Origin of the sequence: Acinetobacter sp. WCHA45 (genome assembly GCF_002165255.2) — a bacterium.
Taxonomy (GTDB): Bacteria; Pseudomonadota; Gammaproteobacteria; order Pseudomonadales; family Moraxellaceae; genus Acinetobacter.
The window spans coordinates 2,132,253-2,150,538 of sequence record NZ_CP028561.1; the positions used below are offsets into that span (position 1 = coordinate 2,132,253).

17 protein-coding genes are annotated in these 18,286 nt (G+C 39.4%); 12 read left to right on the forward strand and 5 right to left on the reverse strand.

Translation table 11 applies throughout. The features are described 5' to 3' along the window. Positions 1-68: 68 nt before the first annotated feature. From CDG55_RS11650 to CDG55_RS11660, 3 genes are all read left to right on the forward strand, one after another. On the forward strand, positions 69-1,082 hold the full coding sequence (locus CDG55_RS11650) for an AraC family transcriptional regulator (RefSeq protein WP_087535706.1): 1,014 nt from the start codon (positions 69-71) through the stop codon (positions 1,080-1,082). Between the two features lie 378 nt (positions 1,083-1,460). Next, positions 1,461-2,666 (forward strand): acetyl-CoA C-acetyltransferase, encoded by a 1,206-nt coding sequence (locus tag CDG55_RS11655; protein WP_087535705.1) that lies wholly within the window; start codon positions 1,461-1,463, stop codon positions 2,664-2,666. A 146-nt stretch (positions 2,667-2,812) separates the two neighbouring features. Continuing rightward, complete coding sequence (locus tag CDG55_RS11660; RefSeq protein ID WP_087535704.1) at positions 2,813-4,960, forward strand: 3-hydroxyacyl-CoA dehydrogenase NAD-binding domain-containing protein; 2,148 nt, start codon at positions 2,813-2,815, stop codon at positions 4,958-4,960. A 90-nt stretch (positions 4,961-5,050) separates the two neighbouring features. Here CDG55_RS11660 and CDG55_RS11665 read toward each other — a convergent pair whose 3' ends face one another. Next, positions 5,051-5,338: a hypothetical protein gene (locus tag CDG55_RS11665; RefSeq protein ID WP_087535703.1), complete on the reverse strand. Its 288-nt coding sequence runs from the start codon at positions 5,336-5,338 to the stop codon at positions 5,051-5,053. Between the two features lie 266 nt (positions 5,339-5,604). Here CDG55_RS11665 and CDG55_RS11670 point away from each other — a divergent pair, with 266 nt between their 5' ends. The 3 genes from CDG55_RS11670 (at position 5,605) to CDG55_RS11680 (ending at position 7,252) form a co-directional block, all read left to right on the forward strand. Further along, positions 5,605-5,826 (forward strand): hypothetical protein, encoded by a 222-nt coding sequence (locus CDG55_RS11670; RefSeq protein WP_004664735.1) that lies wholly within the window; start codon positions 5,605-5,607, stop codon positions 5,824-5,826. 66 nt (positions 5,827-5,892) lie between these two features. Further along, positions 5,893-6,747 carry a patatin-like phospholipase family protein gene (locus tag CDG55_RS11675; RefSeq protein ID WP_087535702.1) on the forward strand — a complete coding sequence of 285 codons (855 nt, stop codon included), beginning with the start codon at positions 5,893-5,895 and terminating at the stop codon, positions 6,745-6,747. A 265-nt stretch (positions 6,748-7,012) separates the two neighbouring features. Then, positions 7,013-7,252: a hypothetical protein gene (locus CDG55_RS11680; RefSeq protein WP_087535701.1), complete on the forward strand. Its 240-nt coding sequence runs from the start codon at positions 7,013-7,015 to the stop codon at positions 7,250-7,252. A 69-nt stretch (positions 7,253-7,321) separates the two neighbouring features. Here CDG55_RS11680 and CDG55_RS11685 read toward each other — a convergent pair whose 3' ends face one another. Both CDG55_RS11685 and CDG55_RS11690 read right to left on the reverse strand, forming a co-directional pair. Continuing rightward, a complete protein-coding gene (locus CDG55_RS11685) occupies positions 7,322-7,747 on the reverse strand; it encodes a GNAT family N-acetyltransferase (RefSeq protein WP_087535776.1) in 426 nt (141 codons plus the stop codon). Positions 7,748-7,764: 17 nt separating this feature from the next. Then, complete coding sequence (locus CDG55_RS11690; protein ID WP_087535700.1) at positions 7,765-8,982, reverse strand: class I SAM-dependent methyltransferase; 1,218 nt, start codon at positions 8,980-8,982, stop codon at positions 7,765-7,767. 101 nt (positions 8,983-9,083) lie between these two features. On the opposite strand from CDG55_RS11690, the gene trhA reads away from it, so the two are divergent. From trhA to lpxO, 3 genes are all read left to right on the forward strand, one after another. Beyond that, on the forward strand, positions 9,084-9,725 hold the full coding sequence (trhA, locus tag CDG55_RS11695; RefSeq protein ID WP_087535775.1) for a PAQR family membrane homeostasis protein TrhA: 642 nt from the start codon (positions 9,084-9,086) through the stop codon (positions 9,723-9,725). Between the two features lie 103 nt (positions 9,726-9,828). Beyond that, positions 9,829-11,139, forward strand: coding sequence for an MFS transporter (locus tag CDG55_RS11700; protein WP_087535699.1), 1,311 nt, complete (start codon positions 9,829-9,831; stop codon positions 11,137-11,139). Positions 11,140-11,295: 156 nt separating this feature from the next. Next, complete coding sequence (gene lpxO / locus CDG55_RS11705; RefSeq protein ID WP_087535698.1) at positions 11,296-12,201, forward strand: lipid A hydroxylase LpxO; 906 nt, start codon at positions 11,296-11,298, stop codon at positions 12,199-12,201. Between the two features lie 54 nt (positions 12,202-12,255). Here the strand turns inward: lpxO and CDG55_RS11710 are convergent, their stop codons facing one another. Both CDG55_RS11710 and secA read right to left on the reverse strand, forming a co-directional pair. Then, positions 12,256-12,660, reverse strand: a complete 405-nt coding sequence (locus CDG55_RS11710; protein ID WP_087535697.1) for a hypothetical protein — start codon at positions 12,658-12,660, stop codon at positions 12,256-12,258. Positions 12,661-12,805: 145 nt separating this feature from the next. After that, positions 12,806-15,541, reverse strand: coding sequence for a preprotein translocase subunit SecA (gene secA, locus CDG55_RS11715; protein ID WP_087535696.1), 2,736 nt, complete (start codon positions 15,539-15,541; stop codon positions 12,806-12,808). Between the two features lie 337 nt (positions 15,542-15,878). Between secA and CDG55_RS11720 the strand changes: the two genes are divergently transcribed. The 3 genes from CDG55_RS11720 to CDG55_RS11730 all read left to right on the forward strand — a co-directional run bounded on the left by CDG55_RS11720 (position 15,879) and on the right by CDG55_RS11730 (position 18,268). Then, positions 15,879-16,520: a peroxiredoxin gene (locus CDG55_RS11720; RefSeq protein ID WP_087535695.1), complete on the forward strand. Its 642-nt coding sequence runs from the start codon at positions 15,879-15,881 to the stop codon at positions 16,518-16,520. Between the two features lie 349 nt (positions 16,521-16,869). Next, a complete protein-coding gene (locus tag CDG55_RS11725; protein ID WP_087535694.1) occupies positions 16,870-17,679 on the forward strand; it encodes an MBL fold metallo-hydrolase in 810 nt (269 codons plus the stop codon). A gap of 1 nt (position 17,680) precedes the next feature. Next, a complete protein-coding gene (locus tag CDG55_RS11730) occupies positions 17,681-18,268 on the forward strand; it encodes a dual specificity protein phosphatase family protein (RefSeq protein ID WP_005162137.1) in 588 nt (195 codons plus the stop codon). The last annotated feature ends 18 nt before the right edge of the window (positions 18,269-18,286 follow it).

Consider the following 18,286-nt stretch of genomic DNA (forward strand, 5'->3'; position numbering starts at 1 on the left):
CAATTAGATATTTTAGACGGTTATTTAGGTCAATTATCGTGAATAGTAAAGAAACTGAAGGATTCAATATGAGCCGTGATACGATCAGCATCCACTTCGTGAATGCGGCTTTAACAGGTGTAAAACGCCTAGGCATGGACGTTGAAACATTACTTTCACATGTCGGTATTGAAGCAGAATTGCTTCGTCAACCTAAAGCTCGAATCTCCCCAGAGCAATACACTCGCTTTGTCAAAATGTTATGGATGGTCACCCAAGACGAACACGTTGGTTTCGATGTTCAACCACGTCGTTTAGGTACATTTGCGATCATGTGCCAATTGATCATACATTCGAAAACACTTGGACAAGCACTCGAACTTTCCTCACAATTTTACAAATTATTCGGTGATGAATGGTCTGTAAGTTTAGAGCGTGATAAACACGAAGCTCGTTTAGTACCTCACATTCCTAAAGCGCTTGACCCTGATCATTTTATTACGGAAAGTATGCTGATGATTTGGCATGGTCTTGCTTCGTGGTTAATCGAACGTCGCTTACCTTTGGAGCGTGTCCATTTTGGTTATGAACGCCCTAACCATGCTGATGAATATGATGCGCTATTTTTTGCACCAGTGATGCAGTTTGACGCACCGCGTACAGAAATTACATTTGCTGCTGATTATCTAGATTTACCTATTCGTCAGGATGAAAAAACTTTAGAAGAGTTTTTAAAAGCCGCACCAGCACAACTTCTAGTGAAATTCAAAAACACCAACTCACTCACTTCGCGTATTCGTGATGTATTGAAGAGCCAAATCGGTGAAGAAATGCCAACTTTAAATGATGTGGCATCTATGTTGTATTTATCTCCTCAAACATTACGTCGTCGCTTGGCTGCGGAAGGTAAAAGCTATCAAGGTGTCAAAGATGCCTTACGTCGTGACGCTGCAATTCATTTATTGCTCACTCCAAACCTCACTTTAGAAGATGTTGCTCAACAAGTTGGCTTTAGTGAAACCAGTACCTTTCACCGTGCCTTTAAAAAATGGACTGGTGTTACGCCTGGTTTATATCGCCAGCTACACGGACAGCATTTATAAATCACTGCATATAGATAGTTTGAAAGCTCAGGCTATCTATTCCGCTGACTCTGAGAATACGGACCGATCTCTTTTATTATTCAACAATCTCTTTCAATAAAATAAAACTGAGTGTGATAAATTTTGCCATCTATGCCTGACTTAACCAAACAGTTTCCTGTCCCAGATTAACCTCTAACTGTATTTCCCGATCCTGACTGCTAAAAAACTGGATTTGACTCATGGTGTTTTCCTTATTTTATTTATGCATGCCATTTTAACGATTAAAATTGGCGAAAAACATCAAGCTTGCCAATGTTTATCATCATTGCACTGCCACTTAAATTGAGTACACTCGAAGCACAATGATTTTAATTTAAGGCAATACAAGGAACAGCTATGAGCGAGGCCTATATTATTGATGCCATTCGCACACCACGCGGAAAAGGAAAAAAAGACGGCTCATTACATGAAGTAAAACCAATTACTTTACTCACAACATTATTGAATGAATTACAACAACGCCATCAACTCGACACATCTAAAGTCGATGATATCGTTCTCGGTTGTGTGACACCGATTGGTGATCAAGGTGGGGATATTGCCAAAACTGCTGCGATTGCTGCAGGTTGGAATGGTGATGTCGCTGGCGTACAAATCAACCGTTTCTGTGCTTCTGGTTTAGAAGCGGTGAACTTGGCAGCACAAAAAGTTCGTTCAGGCTGGGAAGATGTTGTGGTTGCGGGTGGCGTAGAATCAATGTCACGTATCCCGATGGGTTCAGATGGTGGACCATGGGCACTTGATCCTGAAACCAATTTAAAATCATCTTTTGTACCACAAGGTGTGGGTGCAGACTTGATTGCAACCTTGGATGGTTATAGTCGTGCAGATGTAGATGCTTTTGCAGTGGGTTCACAACAAAAGGCCGCTGCGGCTCAAGCAAATGGTTATTTCGATAAATCCGTAGTGCCTGTGAAAGATCATGCAGGTGTAACAATCTTAGAAAAAGACGAATTTATCAAAGGGACAACCACCGTTGAAGGTTTAGCAAAACTGAATGCTAGCTTTGAGATGATGGGTCAAATGGGCTTCGATGCTGTTGCTTTACAGAAGTATCCTGAAGCTCAAAAAATCAATCACGTCCATCATGCAGGTAACTCATCAGGTATCGTCGATGGTGCTGCGGTGGTATTATTGGCTTCTGAAAAAGCAGTCAAAGAGCAAGGCCTAAAACCACGCGCCAAAGTACTCGCTACAGCATTGGTCGGCACAGACCCAACCATTATGCTGACAGGTCCTGCCCCTGCTGCACGTAAAGCATTAGAAAAAGCAGGCTTGAGCATCAACGATATTGATTTATTTGAAGTGAATGAAGCTTTTGCAGCTGTGGTAATGCGTTTTATTACAGAACTGAAAGTTCCTGCTGAGAAAGTCAACGTCAATGGTGGTGCGATTGCGATGGGACATCCATTAGGGGCAACTGGTGCCATGATTCTAGGAACTTTGTTAGATGAATTAGAGCGTCAAGGTAAAAAACGTGGTCTAGCAACATTATGTGTCGGTGGTGGAATGGGGATTGCCACCATCATTGAGTTGGTATAAAAACTGGCTGCATTGATCTTGCCACGTTGGAAACACTTTCAAAAATGCTCATTTACACCTCGTAAACTGCGCTTTTTTCAAATATTTCCGCCTCGCAAGCGCTGCTTCGCCAGCGTTTTTAAGAAATAAATTTAGGACGATGATGTATGAGCGCTATTAAATACGAAAAAAACGCTGACAATATTGTAATTCTTACCCTTGATTCATCGGGTCAATCTGCAAATACCATGAATGCAGAGTTCCGTGATGCTTTAGATGAAGTCAGTCAAAAACTGAAAGCTGAAACTGATCTGAATGGTATTATTTTCCGTTCAGCTAAGAAAACCTTCTTTGCTGGTGGTGACTTAGATGAGCTGATTCAGGTACAACCTGAACATGCCACTGAATTTTTCAAGATGATTGAAAAACTCAAAGGTGACTTACGTACAATCGAAACTTTAGGTGTGCCTGTTGTTGCCGCATTAAATGGTACGGCGCTTGGCGGTGGTTGGGAAATTGCTTTAGGTTGTCATTATCGTATTGCGATCAATGATCCAAAAACTAAATTTGGTTTACCTGAAGTGACTTTGGGATTACTGCCAGGCGGCGGTGGTATCGTGCGTATGGTGCGTCTGCTCGGCTTACAAAATGCATTTCCTTTTCTCATGGAAGGTAAGCAATTTGGTGTCGATAAAGCAAAATCTCTTGGTTTGGTACATGACACGGCTGAGAATGAACAAGAGCTGTTAGAAAAAGCCATTGCTTGGGTAAAAGCTAATCCACCTTCTACAAAAGCAGCACAGCAACCATTTGATGTGAAAGGCTACAAAATCCCGGGTGGCAGTCCAAGCACTCCTACGGTTGCGCAAGTGCTTGCAATTGCCCCTGCCATGCTACGTGACAAAACCAAAGGTTGCTACCCTGCTCCTGAAGCGATCATGGCGGCTGCAGTTGAAGGTGCGCAGGTCGATGTCGATACAGCACTACGTATTGAATCACGTTACTTTACACAACTGACAGTAGGTCAGATTTCCAAGAACATGATCGGTACGTTTTGGCATGGTCTAAATGCAATTAAATCAGGTGCGAGTCGTCCTGCTGAAGTTGCTAAATGGCAAGCGAAGAAAGTCGGTGTTTTAGGTGCAGGTATGATGGGTGCAGGGATTGCCTACTCAACCGCAATCAAAGGCATTCCTGTCGTACTCAAAGACGTATCTTTAGAAAATGCTGAGAAAGGAAAAGCTTACTCGCAAAAGCTACTTGATAAACGTGTTTCACAGGGTCGTATGACAACTGAAAAACGCGATCAAGTGTTAGCACTGATTACTGCAACCGCTGATGCAGCTGATTTACAAGGCTGTGATTTAATTATTGAAGCAGTATTTGAGAATCAAGAACTCAAAGCCAAGGTAACTCAAGAAGCTGAACAGTATTTAGCTGAAGGTGGCATTTTTGCATCGAATACGTCTACCTTACCAATCACGGGTTTAGCGACTGCAAGTAAAGATACCAAAAACTTTATTGGCTTACATTTCTTTAGCCCTGTAGACAAAATGCAGTTGGTTGAAATTATCAAGGGGAAGGAAACTTCGGCAGAAACATTGGCGAAGGCTTATGACTTTGTACAACAAATTGCTAAAACGCCAATTGTGGTGAATGACAGTCGTGGTTTCTTTACCAGTCGTGTCTTTGGTACGTTCATTCAAGAAGGTATGCGCCTACTTGCTGAGGGCGTGCATCCAGCGAAAATCGAAATGGCAGCGCTCAAAGCAGGTATGCCAGTCGGCCCACTTGCGATTCAGGATGAAGTGTCTTTAACTCTGACTGAACATGTTGCGAGTGAAACCCGTAAAGCCCTACAGGCTGAGGGTAAGGAATTACCAAAAACTCCTGTAGATGAAGTGGTTCACACCATGATTCACGAGCTGAATCGTAAAGGTAAGGCAGCGGGTGCAGGCTTCTATGAATATCCTGAAAATGGCAAAAAACATTTGTGGGATGGGCTCAGCCGTTGGACAAAAGCCAATGATATTTCCGAACAAGATATGATTGATCGTTTCTTGTTTGTTCAGGCACTCGATACTTTACGCTGCTATGAGGAAGGCGTTCTGGAATCAGTCATTGATGCCAATGTCGGCTCGATTTTTGGAATCGGTTTCGCACCGTGGACAGGAGGAGCGATTCAATTCCTCAATCAAAACGGCGTTAAGCAATCTCTACAGCGCTCAGAAGAATTAGCTTCTAAATATGGCGAACGCTTTATAGCACCTCGATTACTTAGAAAACATGCTGAATCAGGTGAAGTATTTAAATAGTATGACGCTTCTAAACTAAGCTGTTTGTATGTCCTCCCTCTTTGATCAAAGGGGGAGGAATATTTATTTTAGACCTTTAAAAAGTAAGGTTTAACCTAAGAACCAAACTCTTTGAGGCACAGGTCGTTCCACAACTTGCTCAGGTTGTTCTACCACAACTGGCACTTTCACGATATTAAAAGATCGTGTGAGATGATTCACATGGCTTTGCAACTCTGTATCATCTATTGTTTTAGCATAATCAATGAGATGCTGTGCATATTCTTGATTTTCCACCATATAAAGCACATCAACCACACGCCCCGTTACCCGTCTTAAACGTACATAAAACTGCGTAACAGCTGCAAAAATATCCGTATCCGTTGAATCCAAAATCATTCTTTTCTCCATCACATTTTGTTTTTCATCAATATTATTATGATCTTCAAAATAGATAATTAGCCTTTAAAAAGGCTCAATTTCTTATCTACCTTGAAAGAATCTGTGTTCATTGTATTGAATACTATGACTATTTTAACAATCCGATCCTGTAATCCATATTGGACAAAAGTCGATTTTTGATTTGCTTATTAACATCTGCACACGGAGTGAATTATACTTTTATGCTATAAGGCTATTTATTTTCTCTCTTTAGGAAAAATCCTATGTCTGAAAAACTCTGTCCAGAAACCTCACCTTGGGGTTGGAAAGCACTCATTATCACCTGTATTTTAAGTTTTCTTTTTATGGTGATTTTTTACTTGGCGATGAACAACGAACCAGACTATATGCCAATGAATCAGAAGAAAGCAGCAGCTCAATCTGAAATGTCAGAGTCATCGATGACAACCGAAACAATGCATGCGGAGCATGAACATCATCACTAAAATATTATTGTCGATCATGATGAATCCGTGTTAAACAGGGATTTATCATGTTATTCGAGATTTTCAATGCTTCACCAAAATCGTCAGGCACTGGTTGTTGAAGGTGGTGGAATGCGTGGTGCATTTACCAGCGGTGTCTTAGATGCATTTTTACAGCAACAATTTAATCCTTTTGACCTATGTGTTGGTGTTTCTTCTGGTTCAACCAATGTCGCAAATTACTTGGCTGCTCAGCAAGGCCGTACTCTACAAATCTATTTAGATCATTCCCTTCGCTCTGAATTTATCCATTACGGTCGCTTCTTTAAAGGCGGTGATTTATTGGATTTAAAATGGATGTGGAATGTAGTTGAAAAAGAATATCCTTTAAATCAGACACATCTATTTGAAAATCACCCTGAATTTTATATGGTGCTCACCCATGCGATTTCAGGTGAAGCCACTTATATCAGAGCATCTAAAGACAATATTTTAGATGGATTAAGAGCATCTAGTTCTATCCCTGTCCTCACACGTCAAGCCGTTGACGTATTTGGTGAGCCATACTTTGATGGCGGCGTTGCGGATGCCCTCCCAATACATTGGGCTGCTCAGCAACATGATGTTTCTAAACTTATGGTATTGCGAACACGACCAAAGAATTATTATAAAGCTAGCAGCAAAGGTGATCAGTTGCTTGCTAAATATGTGTTTAAACAAAAACGTGGTTTTGCACAAAGCTTGCTCAACAGAACTCAACGTTACAATGATTCGGTGCAATTTGTTCGCTCAGCGTCAAAACAACAAATTCTTGAAGTTTGCCCCCCTGATCTAAAAAACATGGCAGGTCGACTTTCTAAAAATAAAGCAAAAATCCGCTATAGCTACGATGTCGGGATCGAAACAGGCTTAAAAGCGATTGAGGATTGGAAGCGCCTCTGAGTCTGCACGGTCAAATCTTGAATGAATCATGATTGAATAATTTGGTTATTTCTATCCCCAATTATTCAATCATTTATGTTTTTTTCTATTTTTAATATCTACAATGCGATTTTTTAACTGACTTTTGCAGACTCTTACGCATTGAATCCAATACAAAATATAAATAAATCCCCCAAAGTAATTTTAAAACCATATAATATTTAAGGTTTTATTAGTTTTATTGATTAATGCTGCAACCTTAAAATTTTAATTTTTGGAATTTATTATGAGCAATCAACCATCATCACAAAAAAACTCAAATGAAGAAACGGTATTAGGATGGAAGTTTGTCATTATTGTGGGCGTATTAAGTACCATATTTCTCAGCTTTTTTTATTTAGCAATGTCTCAAGAACCTGATTACATGCCTAGTGCACAACGTAAAGCCCAACAAGAGAAAGAGCTTGCTCAACATGAACATGCTTCTGCTGCATCAGAAGTTATTGAGCATAACCAACAAAAGTAGCATCAAAATATGAGCTTATATCATCTTGATCACGATCCGTTGAGTAAGCCCTCTCAACACGATTTTCATTTATAAAGTATTTAGATTCATCGTCATTTCAATGTGCGAAATTCCGCACTCATCATATGAATTACCTTGTACAGTAAAGCCTAGCTTTTCATAGAATGAGATCGCATGGACTTGAGAGGATAATGTCAATACTGATAGACCTTGCTTTTGAGCATAACTAATAATTTCTAGCATAATCATTTGTCCAAGACCTTGCCCCCGATAGGCTTTAACAACAGCCACTCGCCCTACACTGTGGTTCTGCAACAAACGCGCTGTGGCAATCGGCTGATCTTGATCATAGATTACAAAATGCTGAGAAATCACATCTTGATCATCCCACTCATCTGCTTCGGTGATGCCTTGTTCACAAATAAAAACCTGCGTTCGGATCAATTTAGCATCTTGCTGTAATTGATCCCAACATCCGTGTTTGACCGGATACATACAATCCCCAGACTCGATTAACATTTGCAGCCAATATTTTCGACTGGCATCTGATCCTGCAATAATAACTCCAAGCTTTGTTTTTCAATGCCATACATGGCTTTTAAGGCTTGGATTTGTTGCATAATTTTTGGATCAGGCTGTTGAAGTGCTTTACGTTTCGTCGCCAAAATCATTTTATTTTTACTGGTATGTTCTAAGGCAACAAACTCAAATACTTTGGTTTCATAACCATATGCTTTCAGTAATAAGGCACGTAGGGTATCCGTCAACATTTCAGCCTGTTGCCCCGCATGAATACCGAATTGCAGCATTGGCTGTAATACTTCTGGACTATGTAATTGTGGGCGAAGTTCTTTATGACAACATGGCGCACACATAATCATTGAAGCATTCAGACGAATACCTGTATGAATCGCAAAATCGGTGGCAATATCACAGGCATGTAAAGCAATCATCACATCTAGTTTTTCAGGTTGATAACTACGTACATCACCTTCAAAGAAATCAAGATGATTGAAACCTACCTGATCAGCTACATTCTGACAAAACTCGACTAAGTTGGAACGCAATTCCACTCCTGTGATCAATGGTGTTTTTTGTTGCGACTGTAAATAATCATACAATGCAAAAGTTAAATAACCTTTACCTGAACCAAAATCAACGATATTTAATTGCTGTTGCGAAGCGTCAATCTGTTCATAGGCTTTTGAAAAGATTTCAATAAATTTATTAATCTGCTTCCACTTTCGCGCCATACTTGGAACAATCTGGCTTTTTTCATCTGTAATGCCTAAATGTTTTAAAAAAGGACTTTGCTGCTGTACATAACGTTGCTTTTCACGATTGTGCTGTTGTTGTTCAACTTTAAGTACTGATGTTTGCTTTTTTTGATAATTTAACATCGCTTTCTTTTTATTTTTCTTTAATTGGATATCTTGATTCAAAGTGAATAAATTAGCTTGTTTAGATAGATTTAGTAACTCAGCAATCTTTTTTACACCATCAGTTAGAGTGTAATTTTTAGTCACATCCTGAGTGGTGTGATGATATAAACAAGACAGTGTTGCCTGTCCTTGTAATTCAATCATACGAAAAGTTATTTTCTCTAATTCTGTCAATTCACCTTTGTATTGACTAAGTATCAGCCGATCAAAGCTTTTATTTTCAATAGATTGCTGGATATCCAAGAAAAACTGCTGTTCTTGTTCAAAAGAAAATTTCGGCGCAAACATGATGAAAACCTGACAAATAGAAACTAAATTTTAAAGCGTCTTACTTTAAAAGGGAAATTGCATTACGATACAGTTGTATTTTTATGCAAACAATAAATCTGATGACCGTAAATACCTTGTTGAGCTATGACCCGAAAGAAGAACGAATTAATGCTTATAGTCATGGTATTGGAGCTGTATTAGCACTGATTGCTTCTATCTTACTCATTATTAAAGGTCAACACCTGCCTTTAGGACAATGGTGCAGTTTATGGGTATATGGTTTTAGCTTAGTCTTATTACTGAGTAGCTCAATGATTTATCATTTTGCTCAAGATGAACGTAAACGCTATTGGTATAAAAAACTGGACCATACTGCGATTTATTATCTCATCGCAGGTACATATACCCCCTTTCTGAGTATCGCGATTCCGACAGCTAAAGCCCACTATTTACTGATTGCTTTATGGGTAATTGCACTGATTGGCACGCTATTTAAGTTAGTTTTTATTCATCGCTTTCAAAGAGTTTCATTAGCCGCTTATCTTGTGATGGGATGGTTGGCAGTTTTGGTCATGGATGATATGCAACGCTACCTTTCAAAAGAAGCAATTCAACTGTTAATTGCAGGTGGACTTGCCTATACCGTTGGCACATTGTTTTATGCGTTAAAAAAGGTAAGATATACCCACGCAATTTGGCATGTTTTTGTGCTATTAGGGGCAGGTTTACACTTTTTGGCGATCTATTGTTATGTATTATAAAGCTCTACATTACATCCAGTTTGTTAAGTAAACCCCGCATTCAAAAGGGCTTTTCAAGGTCATGATCGCTCTGCATCTTGAATAAATAAAATTAAGGTTATGTATGTCGTCAAGTACTACGACTGTCACCACTGAAGTGGCCAGTAATTCAAAGGTACGGGTATTATTTGCCAGTCTGGTGGGTACTACGATTGAGTTTTTCGACTTTTATATCTACGCCACAGCGGCAGTGCTGATTTTCCCCCATTTATTTTTTCCTGAAAGCAGTGATGGTGCCGCAGTACTTAAATCACTCGCAACCTTTGCAATTGCTTTTATCGCTCGACCAATTGGTGCTGCCATTTTTGGACATTTAGGGGATAGAATTGGGCGTAAAGCAACGCTCGTTGCGGCATTGCTTACTATGGGAATCTCAACCGTTTGTATTGGTCTTTTGCCGACCTATGCACAAATCGGTCTTGCAGCTCCTTTACTTCTTGCCTTATGCCGTTTAGGACAAGGCTTGGGCTTAGGCGGTGAATGGAGTGGCGCGGTTTTACTTGCCACTGAAAATGCCCCAGAGGGTAAACGTGCATGGTATGGTATGTTTCCTCAACTCGGTGCGCCAATTGGCTTTATCCTTGCCACAGGCTCATTTCTATTATTGAATGCCTTTATGTCCGAGCAAGATTTTATGACTTGGGGATGGCGTATTCCATTTATTTCCAGTGCTGTATTGGTTCTTGTTGGTCTCTACATTCGTTTGAAACTGCATGAAACACCAGCCTTTCAAAAGGTGCTAAATAAGCAAAAAGAAGTCAATGTGCCATTTAAAGAAGTCATGACCAAGCATCTACCGATGTTAATTCTCGGTACGATTGCGGCAATCTGTACTTTTGTGGTGTTTTATCTCACGACAGTATTTGCTCTAACATGGGGAACAACTCAATTAGGCTATACACGAGGTGAGTTTTTACAACTTCAACTAGCCGCAACTTTGTGTTTTGCTGCATTTATTCCAGTTTCAGCCATTTTAGCTGAAAAATTTGGACGCAAAACCACATCAATCGCTGTCTGTGTATTATCAGCACTATTTGGCTTATGCTTCGCTCCATTGCTTGGTTCTGGTAGCCCAATATTGGTGTTTTTATTCTTGTGTATTGGACTTTCAATCATGGGGTTGACCTATGGACCCATTGGAACTGTGCTTTCAGAGATTTTTCCAACATCAGTACGTTATACAGGTTCAGCATTAACCTTTAATTTAGCTGGAATTTTTGGTGCTTCATTTGCACCTTATATTGCGACTCAACTTGCAGAAAGTTATGGTTTAGGGGCTGTCGGTTTATATCTAAGCTTAGCTTCTGTATTATCTTTAATTGCATTTTTACTGATTCGTGAAACCAAAAATGATGATGTAAATAACCAAATTTAATCACACCTCTTATTCTCGGATGATTTATTTAATTAATCATCCGATAACCATTTATCGGGCAATTTCAAGCCTTTTACACTTGGTCTAACAACAACATTCTGCAAAATATTTTTTGTGCTAGAATACTCCCCTCCTATTTTTTAGACGACTGTATATATGTACGCAGTGATTATCGTTGCCGTATTTTTAGTCAGCTTCCTATACACTTATTATCGTGGCAAGGAACGATTAAAAGCATCTCGACAATTATTCGACCATTCTACATTCCTAGCCCCAGTTAACATGTTTATGACTGGTTTCTCTAAACTGCCAAACCAACCGTTCTTTGATGTGGCGCAGTTCCCAGAACTAAAACCATTACAAGATAACTGGCAAGTGATTCGAGAAGAAGCGATCCAACTTCAAAATCAAATTAAAGCTTCAGAAAAAAATAATGATGCTGGTTTTAATACTTTTTTTAAACGCGGTTGGAAACGCTTTTATCTGAAATGGTATCAAGATAGCCATCCATCAGCACAACAACTCTGCCCTAAAACAGTCGCTCTGTTGGAAAGTATTCCTTCAGTAAAAGCAGCCATGTTTACTGAATTACCATCTGGTAGTTATCTTGGTAAACATCGTGATCCTTATGCCGGCTCTGTTCGCTACCACTTAGGTTTAGTCACACCGAATAGCGATGACTGTTTCATTGAAGTCGATCAGGAGCGTTATTCTTGGAGAGATGGTGAAGCTACTGTTTTTGATGAAACTTATGTACATTGGGCACATAATCAAACAGATGAAACACGTATTATTTTATTCTGCGATATTGAACGTCCAATGAAATGGGGTTGGGCACAGAAAGTAAATCATTGGTTCGGACGAAACGTGATGTCTGCTGCAAGTTCACCCAATGATGATCAAGATAAAACTGGTTTTATCAATCGAATTTTCAAGTATGGTTATGCTGTACATCACTATGGTCGTGGTTTAAAACAACGTAATCGTAAAGTTTACTATCTTGCAAAATGGCTGATGTTTGCAATCATTATTGGTCTAATACTTTTACCTAGCTTTTTATAAAAGCTGATTATAAAAAAGAGATGCTGAGCATCTCTTTTTTATTGCCAAACAATATTATTGATTTGTCTGAGGTGCTTGAGCACTCGCTGTTTGGGCCGCCATATCTGCCGCCTGAACCGCAGCCTCACCAATCAGGGCAATCTTGGCTTTTTCCTGACTCTTAGCAGACAAAGCAGGATTTGATGCCACAATACGGTTGATATTGGCAGAGTTTGCAGGCGCAATTGCAGCAGTTTGTAAAACGATTGGACGATTACCTGTATCACCGAGGGTATAACGAACTCCTGTGCGCGGACTGATGATGGTGGTGACATCACGCTTTACCTGTGCCTCTGCGGTGGTATTACCCTGTGCAGCAAGTACCTTGTCTACAGTGGTTGTTTGTAGTGCATCTTCCGCAACTGCAAAACCAGAGACTGCCGCACTTGCCAAAATCAAAAGTTGTAATGTTTTTTTCATTGTCTTCCCGCTTTTAATACGAATCCAATTAAGGAGGATAATTCTCATAATAAAACTACAAAGTTGCTCTAGACACAAGTTACTTCTCGTAAAAAAGCAGAGCAAATGCTCTGCTTTTCATTTGAATACAAACTAAGTCAAAATTTTAAATTTTACCGTGACATTGTTTATATTTTAAACCTGAACCACATGGGCATGGCGCATTACGGCTTTCTGGCACTGGAAATACTGCATTTCCAGATAAGCTACCACTCTCTTCAGAAATCGTCACTTCACCTGTTAAACCATCAACATCATCATGTTCAAAAGAAAGACGCATAGATTCAGCTTGACGTTGTTGCTGAGCTTCTAATTCAGCCAACTCTTCTGCTGTTGGTACGTGAACGCGGGATAGATCAGTTACAACATCTGATTTAATAATACCCAGCATATTCACGAACAAATTAAACGCTTCTTTCTTATACTCTTGCTCAGGATTTTTCTGAGCATAGCCACGTAAATGGATCCCTTGACGTAAATAATCCATCGCTGCTAAATGATCTTTCCAATGACGATCAAGTGAATTCAACATAAAGTGACGTTCAAGCATTACAGCGGACTCATCACCCATTTGCTCACGGCGTTGACGATAACGTGCAATTACTTCATCAGAAATACGTGCGACCAAGCCTTCCTCGTCTAAACGACGATCTTGATCAAGCCATTGCTGAACAGGAAGCTCAATACCTAGATCTGTACGTAGTGCATTTTCTAGACCTTGAATATCCCACTGATCATGAATTGATTCAGGTGGAATAAAGTTAGCAATTACCCCTTTCATCACTTCATGATGCATTTCTTCGATATAGTCTTGTAAAGTGCTTTCAGCCAATACTTCATCACGTTGAGTATAAATAATCTTACGCTGTTCATTATTTACATCATCGTACTTCAATAGATTTTTACGAATATCAAAGTTACGTGCTTCAACTTTGCGCTGCGCATTTTCAATCGAACGACTCACCATTTTGTGCTCAATGGCTTCATTTTCTTGCAAGCCCATTGCACGCATCATCGCAACGACACGATCACCCGCAAAGATACGCATCAAATCATCTTCAAGTGATAAATAGAAGCGTGATACACCTGGGTCACCTTGACGACCTGCACGACCACGGAGCTGGTTATCAATACGACGAGATTCATGACGTTCCGAACCGATGATATGTAAACCACCAGAATTTAACACATCTTCGTGATCTTTTTCCCATTGTGCTTGTAAACGAGCTTCGTCTTCAGGGGTAGGATTTTCAATTTTGGCAAGTTTTGCTTTCCAGTTACCACCCAGCAAAATATCGGTACCACGACCCGCCATGTTGGTTGCAATCGTGACGGCATTTGGGCTACCTGCTTGCGCAATAATATCTGCTTCACGCTCATGTTGTTTTGCGTTCAAAACTTCATGATGAATCCCTGCTTGCAGCAGTTTTGAAGATAAAATTTCACTCGCCTCAATCGTTGCAGTACCAATCAAAATCGGCGCAACACCCTGCTTACGAATATTGGTAATTTCTTCGATAATTGCGTTGTATTTACCGTTACGATTTAAATAAATTAAGTCGTTGTGATCCTTACGTACCATTGGACGATGCGTTGGAATTAGTACTACATCCAAACCATAAATTTCTTTCATTTCCGCGGCTTCAGTATCAGCTGTACCTGTCATACCTGAAAGCTTTTTATAAAGTCGGAAATAATTTTGGAAAGTCGTGGTTGCCAAAGTTTGGTTTTCTGGTTGAATTTCCATGTTCTCTTTGGCTTCAACTGCTTGGTGCAAGCCTTCAGACCAACGACGACCTGGCATAGTACGACCTGTACTTTCATCAACAATAATCACTTCTTCTTTTTGAGTCTGTGGATTTACGCCAATAATGTAGTGAACGTTTTTTTGGTATAGATAATGCGCGCGAATTGCAGCAGTAACATGGTGAACCAAATTCAAATTGGTCGCTGAGTAAAGACTCTCACCCTCAGCCAACAATCCCATACGAATTAATTCTTGTTCAACAGTCTCGTAACCCACTTCAGTCATTTCAACTGTACGTTGTTTCTCATCTACCCAGAAATGTCCACCATCAGCCACTTTTTCTTCTTTCTGTGGACGTAGTATTGGTGGAATACTATTAATCAACTGATACAAATGAGATGAATCTTCACTTTGTCCAGAAATAATGAGTGGTGTACGTGCTTCATCAATCAAGATTGAGTCAACTTCATCGATGATCGCATAGCTTAAGCCACGTTGTTTTTTCTCTTGTAGAGAAAATACCATGTTGTCACGTAGATAATCGAAACCAAATTCGTTGTTGGTACCGTAAGTAATATCGGCGAAATAAGCTTCAGCTTTTTCGGCTGGCATTTGCATTGAATAAATCACGCCAATGCTAAGACCCAAAAACTCAAATAATGGGCGGTTGAGTTCAGCATCACGTTGTGCAAGATAGTCATTGACGGTGATGACATGCACACCCTGACCACTCAATGCATTGAGGTAACACGCTAAAGTACCCATCAGGGTTTTACCTTCACCTGTACGCATCTCAGCAATTTTGCCTTCGTGCAGTGTGATACCACCAATCAACTGAACATCATAGTGACGCATTCCCATCACGCGTTTTGCAGCTTCACGACAAACTGCAAAGGCTTCAGGTAATAATTTATTTAGGCTTTCACCGTTTTTAAATCTTTCTTTGAATTCTTGAGTTTTTGCAGAAAGGTCTGCATCGTTAAGAGCAGATATCGTCGGTTCAAGCGCATTGATTTGTTCAACAATTTTACGCATGCGTTTGAGCTCACGCTCATTTTTAGTACCGAAGATACCTCCGATCAGACTTGCCAACATGAATAAACTCTCTAATCCTGTTTGTTTAAATAAGTAATTTTTTCTTAGCTGTTATTATGGAGTCAGAAATAAGAACTACAAGGGCTTTGCATCCAAACAGGTAAAAAAACTGCGAGGCGATTCTGACATCACACAACTAAAGAGCGTTAATGTAGCAAATTTGGATTTAACTTACATCGCTTTGCGTGTGAATTTATGATCAATTTTTTAGCTTCGCTACATTCAATTATCTTAAATTCTCATAACAAAATGAAAAAACAATAATTTTATTTATAAAGTGATTCCTGCATATTAAATACACACATAAAACATCAATAATGTATTGAGGACTAATTAAATGACATTACGTTTAGGTGATATCGCCCCGAATTTCCAACAAGACTCTAGTGACGGTCATATTGATTTTTATCAATTTTTAGGTGACAGCTGGGGCATTTTATTCTCACATCCAGCGGATTTCACCCCAGTTTGTACCACCGAACTTGGCTTCACCGCTAAACTGAAAGATGAATTTACAAAGCGTGGCGTCAAAGCAATTGCACTTTCAGTCGACGATGTTGAATCGCATAAAAGCTGGATTCAAGATATTAATGAAACACAAAATACTACGGTCAACTTTCCAATTATTGCGGATAAAGATCGTAAAGTTTCTGAACTATATGGATTTATCCACCCAAATGCGAGTGAGACCCTAACTGTTCGCTCACTGGTCATTATTGATCCGAATAAAAAAGTCCGCTTGATTATTACTTATCCAGCCTCAACAGGTCGTAACTTTAATGAAGTATTGCGAGTGGTTGATTCATTACAGCTAACAGATAAACATAAAGTCGCAACACCTGCAAATTGGCAACATGGCGAAGATGTCGTCATTGTACCGTCGTTGAAAGATGAAGAAGAAATTAAACAACGTTTTCCTCAAGGCTATACCGCAGTGAAACCTTATCTACGTTTAACACCACAACCTGAGCAAGATTGAAGCCGACTAAAGGCTTCAAACGCAGCGCAAGACAAACGAAGTGCGTAGTACACAAAACGAGCAACGCTCGTTACGAACGCAAATCGAAACAGCTATGCTGTGAGTTAAAAGATTGAAGCCGACTAAAGGCTTCAAACGCAGCGCAAGACAAACGAAGTGCGTAGTACATGAAACAAACAATACTTTTTACAAACGCAAGTCGAACAGTAAAAAACTATTGAATCTGAATAACAAACTTCATTGCCTATCGATCTGATAGGCTTTTAAAATCGCAAAATAAAAAGTTGTTGGTATTTTTTAGTCGATACGTTATAAAAATAATTCTCTTCAAAATAGAATAACAATCACGATGATTTATAACATCCATCATCTCCATTGCGGAAGCTTCTGCCCTGTTTGTGCTCCGCTATTTGGACAGAAAGGCTGGAAAGCACATCTAGTTTGTCATTGCCTACTTATTGAAACTGATCGAGGTCTGGTTTTAATTGATACAGGCTTGGGTACACAGGACTATTTGCACACTGAACAACGTCTAGGTTCATTACTGACTCAATTTGGTTCGATTGTGCCCAATCTCAAATTAAGTGCCATCGAACAAATTCAAAAATTAGGTTTACGCCCTGAAGATGTGCAACATATCTTTGTCACACATCTTGATTTTGATCATGCAGGTGGTATCACAGATTTTCCTAATGCAACCGTGCATATTTTAGCTTCCGAGTTTAATGCAACACAGACATTAACAGCCAAAGGTAAACTTCGTTATAAAACTGAACAATTTAAACAACATCGTCATTGGAATTTTGCTGAACATACAAATGGTGAAGCTTGGTTTAATTTAAAAAGGGTTCAAGGTCTTCCTTTTTTCCAAGATGAAATATTGATGATTCCATTGATTGGTCATACTGCTGGACATTGTGGTATTGCAATTAAAAAAGCTGAAGGCTGGATTTTATTCTGTGGTGATGCGTATTACACCCATTTAGAACTCAATCCAAAAAACAAATTGAGAGCCTTAGATTTTACTGAACGTTTATTGGCAGAAGATAATCGACAAAGGTTACATAACCTTAAACAGTTACAATATCTGGCTCAACATGAACCGAGTATTGAGTTAATTTGTGCGCATGATCCTGTTGAATTTGATCGTTATCAATAATATGAAAAAAGCGCTTATCACTGTTGTTCTTTTATCAACGCTTAATGTTTCTGGGTGTATGCAGCATTCGAGTTTAGAAAAAGACCAACGTCCTCAAAATTGGGGAACTCTTATTTCTAACACTCATAATTTTTATCAAATTAGTTCAGATGTTTTTCGTAGCGAACAGCCGAGTATTGATTTGATCCCAAGCCTTGAAGCTCATCAAATTAATACGATTATCAATTTGAGAGCTAGAAATGAAGATGCCAAAGTTTTAAAAGATCAGCCTTTTAATCTGGTACACATTCCAATCAATACTTGGGCAATCAATCGTAAAGACTTGTTAGAAGCAATGCGTGTTATTCAAACTGCTAAACAACAAAACCAGAAAATCCTAGTGCATTGCTATCATGGCTCAGATCGAACTGGTGCCACAATTGCGATGTATCGAATTATTTTTGAGCATTGGGCAATTGAAGATGCGGTTAAAGAAATGAAACAAGGAGGATACGGCTATCATATTATTTGGAAAAATATTGACCACCTTTTCACCCCTGAAAATATAAAATGGATTCAACAACAACTTTCGAATCCAGCATCTATTTAGATTGCGAGATGAGTTTTA

Excerpts from the sequence above, each read along its gene's own strand:
- CDG55_RS11690 (WP_087535700.1), bottom strand. The coding sequence starts at position 8,982 with ATGTTTGCGCCGAAATTTTCTTTTGAACAAGAACAGCAGTTTTTCTTG.
- CDG55_RS11700 (WP_087535699.1), top strand. The coding sequence starts at position 9,829 with ATGTCGTCAAGTACTACGACTGTCACCACTGAAGTGGCCAGTAATTCA.
- CDG55_RS11675 (WP_087535702.1), top strand. The coding sequence starts at position 5,893 with ATGCTTCACCAAAATCGTCAGGCACTGGTTGTTGAAGGTGGTGGAATG.
- lpxO (WP_087535698.1), top strand. The coding sequence starts at position 11,296 with ATGTACGCAGTGATTATCGTTGCCGTATTTTTAGTCAGCTTCCTATAC.
- CDG55_RS11720 (WP_087535695.1), top strand. The coding sequence starts at position 15,879 with ATGACATTACGTTTAGGTGATATCGCCCCGAATTTCCAACAAGACTCT.
- CDG55_RS11660 (WP_087535704.1), top strand. The coding sequence starts at position 2,813 with ATGAGCGCTATTAAATACGAAAAAAACGCTGACAATATTGTAATTCTT.
- CDG55_RS11650 (WP_087535706.1), top strand. The coding sequence starts at position 69 with ATGAGCCGTGATACGATCAGCATCCACTTCGTGAATGCGGCTTTAACA.
- secA (WP_087535696.1), bottom strand. The coding sequence starts at position 15,541 with ATGTTGGCAAGTCTGATCGGAGGTATCTTCGGTACTAAAAATGAGCGT.
- CDG55_RS11730 (WP_005162137.1), top strand. The coding sequence starts at position 17,681 with ATGAAAAAAGCGCTTATCACTGTTGTTCTTTTATCAACGCTTAATGTT.
- CDG55_RS11685 (WP_087535776.1), bottom strand. The coding sequence starts at position 7,747 with ATGTATCCGGTCAAACACGGATGTTGGGATCAATTACAGCAAGATGCT.
- CDG55_RS11655 (WP_087535705.1), top strand. The coding sequence starts at position 1,461 with ATGAGCGAGGCCTATATTATTGATGCCATTCGCACACCACGCGGAAAA.
- CDG55_RS11710 (WP_087535697.1), bottom strand. The coding sequence starts at position 12,660 with ATGAAAAAAACATTACAACTTTTGATTTTGGCAAGTGCGGCAGTCTCT.
- trhA (WP_087535775.1), top strand. The coding sequence starts at position 9,084 with ATGACCGTAAATACCTTGTTGAGCTATGACCCGAAAGAAGAACGAATT.
- CDG55_RS11680 (WP_087535701.1), top strand. The coding sequence starts at position 7,013 with ATGAGCAATCAACCATCATCACAAAAAAACTCAAATGAAGAAACGGTA.
- CDG55_RS11665 (WP_087535703.1), bottom strand. The coding sequence starts at position 5,338 with ATGATTTTGGATTCAACGGATACGGATATTTTTGCAGCTGTTACGCAG.
- CDG55_RS11670 (WP_004664735.1), top strand. The coding sequence starts at position 5,605 with ATGTCTGAAAAACTCTGTCCAGAAACCTCACCTTGGGGTTGGAAAGCA.
- CDG55_RS11725 (WP_087535694.1), top strand. The coding sequence starts at position 16,870 with ATGATTTATAACATCCATCATCTCCATTGCGGAAGCTTCTGCCCTGTT.